The organism is Paenibacillus sp. Dod16, assembly GCF_049893405.1.
Classification (GTDB): domain Bacteria; phylum Bacillota; class Bacilli; order Paenibacillales; family Paenibacillaceae; genus Paenibacillus_AQ.
Genome location: NZ_JBNDYG010000101.1, coordinates 3,958 through 8,177, shown reverse-complemented (window position 1 = coordinate 8,177; position 4,220 = coordinate 3,958). Strand labels below are relative to the sequence as shown.

General features: G+C 47.3%; 5 protein-coding genes. 2 read left to right on the top strand and 3 right to left on the bottom strand.

Annotated features, from left to right (window positions below; all coding sequences use genetic code 11):
* The first annotated feature begins 357 nt into the window (after positions 1-357).
* Entirely contained in the window at positions 358-699 is a 342-nt protein-coding gene (locus ACPV3A_RS37435) for a sigma-70 family RNA polymerase sigma factor (RefSeq protein ID WP_194541295.1), read from the top strand.
* Positions 651-884, top strand: a complete 234-nt coding sequence (locus ACPV3A_RS37430) for a hypothetical protein (RefSeq protein ID WP_253300846.1) — start codon at positions 651-653, stop codon at positions 882-884. The genes ACPV3A_RS37435 and ACPV3A_RS37430 overlap by 49 nt, the downstream gene beginning before the upstream one ends.
* A gap of 249 nt (positions 885-1,133) precedes the next feature.
* On the opposite strand, the gene ACPV3A_RS37425 is transcribed toward ACPV3A_RS37430, so the two are convergent.
* From ACPV3A_RS37425 to ACPV3A_RS37415, 3 genes are all read right to left on the bottom strand, one after another.
* On the bottom strand, positions 1,134-2,342 hold the full coding sequence (locus ACPV3A_RS37425; protein WP_426204965.1) for a sensor histidine kinase: 1,209 nt from the start codon (positions 2,340-2,342) through the stop codon (positions 1,134-1,136).
* Between the two features lie 30 nt (positions 2,343-2,372).
* On the bottom strand, positions 2,373-3,065 hold the full coding sequence (locus ACPV3A_RS37420; RefSeq protein WP_426204963.1) for a response regulator transcription factor: 693 nt from the start codon (positions 3,063-3,065) through the stop codon (positions 2,373-2,375).
* 152 nt (positions 3,066-3,217) lie between these two features.
* Positions 3,218-4,220, bottom strand: a 1,003-nt coding sequence (locus ACPV3A_RS37415) for an acyltransferase (protein ID WP_426204962.1), incomplete at its 5' end; no start/stop codon positions are given.

Genomic DNA, 4,220 nt, shown 5'->3' with positions numbered 1-4,220 from the left:
ATTTTATCTTGTTCACATCACGTTGACTAAATAACTTAATACTCATGGTTTTCTCCCCGAATTTTATTTCCTTAAGTATATAGAAAAGTACCCCGTAGAGTAGACCTTTTTTAGGTGTCTACTCTACGGGGTACATTTTATTTATCGGAGCTGTCCTTTTTCTATTGTCCTTTTTGTGAGTGGATTTCTACAGTGAATTCAATAATTCAACTTATAGAGTAGATTACCATTTCACAATGGATGTAAAAAATGGTACAATGAAATGAGAACAAATGTTCCTATTTTGTTGTTCGTTAGCTTTCTCTTTTTCCCCTAAAAAATGAATACGATGATAGACAGGCATAGGAGGGATGCGTTATGAAAAAGCATATAACAGCATACGAACGCTATAAAACTGAAATTTATCGAATTGGTTGGAGAATACAATATCAGGCTAAAAAACTTAGAAAACGGGAAACGCTATACCCTGATTTTAGTACCGTGCAGACGGGGTCATTTCATGCTAGATCCGATGACCGCATTTGGATTGGTCAATTACTGGATTCATTGCCCCCGCAAGGAAGAACCATTATATATAAACTCTTCTTAGAAGACCTCACTGAAGCGGAAGTAGCCAAGCAGCTCCATATCTCTCAACAGGCGGTGAACCGATGGAAAAGAAAAATGATCCAAAAGTTATCTCAGATCGCGAATTCATGATTTTGCTGCAAGCTGCAAAGCAGAATGAAGATCAAGCCATTCTGCAACTCATTGATTTATACAAAGACGATATCATGAGAATCAGTCAATATATCTATATGCCTCAAGAGGATGCCATATCAACAATTGTCCTGGAGTTTATGGAAGTGATTCGAGAGAACAATGATACGTATGAGACAGACTGAATTTCTTTTGAACCCTTTCCCGGTTCAGAGCGAATATAAGGATGGGACGCTTTATTCTATCGACCATCCATTTCAGGTTTACGACGAACACGGTTAATTGTCTGCCTGTGAATCAAACGACTTCTCTTCCTTTTTCCTTTTTCCAGTATAGCAACAAACCCAGTACCGCCCGAGGTACTGGGTTCTGTTTTACAGAAATTGCATTCGTTTTGCAGGCCCTCTGTCAAGGCTCGCTCATTCAAGATAACACTATACGACTGTAGGAAACCTCGTTTCAAAGGTCGTTCGCTGCCGATCGCTCCGCACCCGGATTTCGCCGCCCTGAACTTCCACTATGCTCTTCGTAATGGCCAATCCCAAGCCGGTGCCACCGGTCTGCTTCGAACGGGATGCCTCTACACGGTAGAAGCGGTCAAAGATGAACGGCAAATCCCGCTCGGGAATCGGATCGCCATAGTTGGTGAAGCTGATGCTCACCTGATTGCCATCGCTGCGGACGGCAATGTCGATCCTTTTGCCCGACTCCCCGTAACGGATCGCATTGGATATCAAATTCTCGTAAGCCCGGACGAGCTGGGCGCCGTCTGCAAGAACTACGAGCCCTTCCTCTGCAGAAAGCTTACATTCCAGCCCGGCTTTCTCCAGGGCAGGAACGAATTCCTCGATCAGCTGTCTCATGAACTGAGCCATATCGATCTCCCGGATATCCAGCGGAAGCCCGTTATTAATCCGGGTGTATTCGAATAAATCATCAATCAGCTTCTTCAGACTTTGCGCTTTCTCATATGCGATATTTACGTAATAACGCAGCTCCACTTCATCCTGGTACCGGTCTCCCTCGATAACCTCCAGAAATCCCAGTATCGATGTAAGCGGCGTCCGCAAGTCATGGGAAACTCCCGTAATCAGATCATTCTTTGTTTTTTCCGCGTTACGCTCCTCCAGAATGGATTGGTGAAGCTGCCTGCTCATCTGGTTGATGCTCTCGGCCACCTCACCCAGCTGGCTGCCTGACTGAACCGGAATGTCGGTGTCGAAATTCCCCTTGGCAATCTCGCGAAGCCCATTCCTGATTTCTTCCAGATAAACGTTCAGCTGATCGGTCATGCGGTTTATGCTGGAAGCGACGACACCTAATTCGTCTAGGGATTTGAGCTCGATTCTGGAATCGAATCGCCCCGCCGTAATGTCCTGAAGGCCAGTCTGAATTTTCTGCAGATCAAGGACAAACCACTTTGTGCTCACATAATAGCTGACCAAAAAAAGAATAATGCCCGCAACCAGCATAACCGGATCCGAGCCAATGTTGTTAATGATCCAGACGAGCGGCGGCTTGATGGCCGGAATAGAGAGTATCAGCGTACTTAATGCGTAGAGTATGATAAGCAGGGCGGCCGTGATGCCGATGCTGGCAAGCAGCATAAGCAGCATCTTCAGGCGGATGCTATGAAGCTTCATTATTTTCAAGTTCGTCACCTCTGCTTAAGTTTACTCTATTTTATAGCCAATCCCCCACACCGTCTTAATATATACCGGCTGCTGCGGATCCTTCTCGATCTTCTCGCGCAGCTTGCGAATATGTACCATGACTGTATTTTTCGATTCCATGAACGGTTCGTTCCACACCTCGGTATAAATCTTGTCCATGCTAAGGACGAGTCCGCGATTGATGGCCAGCATATGCAGCAGAGCAAATTCGCGGGGCGTCAGCTTAATCTCAACGCCTGCCACCGCTACCCGGTGGGAAGCGACATTAATAACCAGCTCATCGATCTGGATTTCGTTCTCATCCCTCACCGAGTTACTGTTCAGCTGTTTGTATCGGCGCAGCTGCGATTTGATTCTTGCAACCAATTCCAGCGGGCTGAACGGCTTGGTCACGTAATCATCCGCGCCGATGCTGAGTCCGGCGATCTTGTCAATCTCCTGACTCTTGGCCGACAGCATGATGATCGGCGTGTTGTTCTCCTCCCGAATTTTCATGCATGCCTCAATGCCATCCATCTGCGGCATCATGACATCAAGAATGATCAAATCCACTTTATGGATTCTTAGAATCTCCAGCGCTTCCAGGCCGTGAGATGCGGTGAGCAGCGTGTAGCCCTCATTTCTGACGTAAATCTCCATCAATTTCAAAATTTCGGTTTCATCATCAACCATTAATATCGTAACTCCAGACATGGCTCCTCCTTGATCAACGGCTGTCAGAACAACGCCGTACGACATCATTCTTCACGGATGTCAGACTGCGTGGTGCGGTAGATGGTTGTCTCTTCGCTTCTCCAGAGCCATGCCCTCGTCTTCGGATACGTCCTGGTTTGCCATGAAGCAGACTACGAACCGGAAAGCGGCACAGATGGCGAATCGACTGGCTTAACCGATTTCTTCGCCTTCGGAATATTACCGAATATCACCCAGGAGCCTGGTATAAATCGAACCGTCAATTCCACAACGATCCATGAACAGCCTAATGCTGCCGCAAAACCGCCTGCATACCACAGGTGGGTTAGCATGGAATTTCCCGTAGTTAACGGAAACTCCCGGTAGACGAGCAGAAAGAACGGATGAATGAGATATATTCCGAAGGATACGGCACCCAGTCTTTCCAGCGCCGGCGTCCATCCCCGCACCCCTGCCCGATAAAAAAGAATCGCAAGCTGGAGCAGAACGAGCGCCCCCAGGTACGTATGCATATTCCACAGCAGCTCATACAGCGTTGAATTATACCCGGTTCCATGCACCCGGCTGTTGTAATAAATGTACACATGCCCGAGACCGGCCGCCGCCCATGCGATCCACAGCACCACCCAGGCGGTAATGCGATGAGGCCGTGCGTTCGCGCGGCTAATAACAAGCCAGGCTTTCAGTTTCGGGTAATAGATGCCGATAAAAGCACCCAGCATGAAGTAGGCAATGTAGGACAATGCCCAGCTTCCTTTATTCGGTACCTGCCAATAATACTTATTCATTAGTATAAACGTCCACTGGATCACCAGTCCAATCGGTATCGCCCATTTTGCAAGCTGGGGCACCTTCTTGAACAGCCACAATACGAGCGGAAACAGCACATAAAACTGAATGCTGATAAATACGAAATAGAGATGCGTATACGCTTTGCCCGTCAACAGCTTTTGCACAAAGCTCTCCATCGTCTCACCGAACGGCCTGCCCTGATAATGCAAATAGTGCAGCAGCGCGAAGTAGAACACGGAGAACAGCGTATACGGAATGATAATATACAGCAGTCTTTTCTTGTAAAATCCGCCGATCAGCTTCTTCGTTGTGGGACGGTCATAGTAATTATAGAAGAGTACCAGACTGCTCAAACTGCTCAAA

Coding starts and splice junctions, on each gene's coding strand:
- ACPV3A_RS37435 (WP_194541295.1), top strand. CDS start 358: ATGAAAAAGCATATAACAGCATACGAACGCTATAAAACTGAAATTTAT.
- ACPV3A_RS37420 (WP_426204963.1), bottom strand. CDS start 3,065: ATGTCTGGAGTTACGATATTAATGGTTGATGATGAAACCGAAATTTTG.
- ACPV3A_RS37425 (WP_426204965.1), bottom strand. CDS start 2,342: ATGAAGCTTCATAGCATCCGCCTGAAGATGCTGCTTATGCTGCTTGCC.
- ACPV3A_RS37430 (WP_253300846.1), top strand. CDS start 651: ATGGAAAAGAAAAATGATCCAAAAGTTATCTCAGATCGCGAATTCATG.